The organism is Amycolatopsis sp. NPDC003676, assembly GCF_053587275.1.
In genome coordinates this window covers 1-1,282 of the sequence record NZ_JBSFNS010000325.1, presented here as the reverse complement: position 1 = coordinate 1,282, position 1,282 = coordinate 1, and the positions used below count along the sequence as shown (strand labels likewise).

At 69.3% G+C, this 1,282-nt stretch carries 1 protein-coding gene and 2 pseudogenes; 2 read left to right on the top strand and 1 reads right to left on the bottom strand.

The window, feature by feature from the left end; all coding sequences use genetic code 11:
- The first annotated feature begins 195 nt into the window (after positions 1-195).
- Entirely contained in the window at positions 196-729 is a 534-nt protein-coding gene (locus ACWDNU_RS46130) for a DUF1353 domain-containing protein (protein ID WP_355283157.1), read from the top strand.
- A 123-nt stretch (positions 730-852) separates the two neighbouring features.
- A pseudogene (locus ACWDNU_RS46125) lies at positions 853-1,143 on the top strand (AI-2E family transporter); the annotation flags it as partial.
- A 48-nt stretch (positions 1,144-1,191) separates the two neighbouring features.
- On the opposite strand, the pseudogene ACWDNU_RS46120 reads toward ACWDNU_RS46125, so the two are convergent.
- A pseudogene (locus ACWDNU_RS46120) lies at positions 1,192-1,282 on the bottom strand (ribokinase); the annotation flags it as partial.

Sequence of the window (1,282 nt, the reverse complement as noted above, 5' to 3'; positions counted from 1 at the left end):
GGCTCGGCGGGCCTGCTCGGCGACCTGCGACCGGCCGAATTCGACGACTATCCGGTGGCCGGACCGGCCGAGGAATATCGTCCCAGCGGCGATTTCGATTCGAGTCCGCAACCGCGCGTCTGAGCGCGGCCCGCGCCCCTGACCGGCGCTACCATCGCCGATATCGGCAGGTGGACGGCTCGGGAGGAGTGGGTCGTGGGGTTCATCGGAGGCGGTCCGGTCGTCGAGGAGCTGGACGCGACATTCTGGCGGCTGATCGAGCCGCTCACGTATCAGGGTGCGGTACAGACCTTCACGGTCCCGGCCGGCTTCCGCACCGATTTCGCCTCGGTGCCACGGGCACTGGTCTGGCTGATCCCGCGCTACGGCGCCTACACCAGGGCCGCGATCCTGCACGACTACCTGTGCCGCACCGGCACGGTCAGCCGCGCCGACGCCGACGGCATCTTCCGCCGCTGCCTGCACGAGTTCGCGGTCTCGACGCCGCGCCGCTGGATGATGTGGGCCGCAGTGCGTCTGGGCAGTCACCTGCGCGGCGCGACACCCGGTGACATCGCGCGCTGGATTCTCATCGCGGTGCCGTCGCTGCTGTTCCTGGCGGTGCCGGTGGTCGTGGTGACAGTGGCGCTGTGGCTGTTCTGGGTGGTGGAGCTGGTCTTCTGGGCGATCGGCAGACTCGGCAGGCGCACGACCGCGCCGCCACCGGGCCCGCAGATGAAGACGGCCTAGCCACACTTCACCCAGAACGGGCGATGTGCGCGGCCCGTTCGCTCCCTAGCGTCGGTCCCGGAGGACTGTGCGACACCGCGCGAAGTCTTCTCCGGCGGTGTTCACCAGACCGAGGGAGTGTCGATGTCCGAGCCGAGCACGGGTGCCGTGGCGCCGTCCTGGTCGATTCCCCGCGGACTGATCGTGCTGCTGTCGCTGGCCGCCGGCGTCGTCGCGATCGCGGGTCTGAAAGTCTTCTCGGGCATCGTCGGACCGGTCTTCCTCGCCCTCATGCTCACCATCGCGGTGCAGCCGCTGCAGGGGTGGGCGCAGCGGCGCGGGTGGCCGACGTGGGTGGGGATGATCATCGCCCTGCTCGCGGTGGTGGGGATTCTGCTCGGGATCGGCCTGGCGCTGGTGGTATCGGCGTGGCAGCTGGCCTCGCTGCTCCCGGAATACGGCGACAAGCTGAACTCGCTGCTCGACAACAATGGAGTTCTCGCCGTCCGGCGACACCATGATGAACGCGGTCCCGGTCGCGCTGTCCACTCGCGACACCAGATCCGTCCGCACT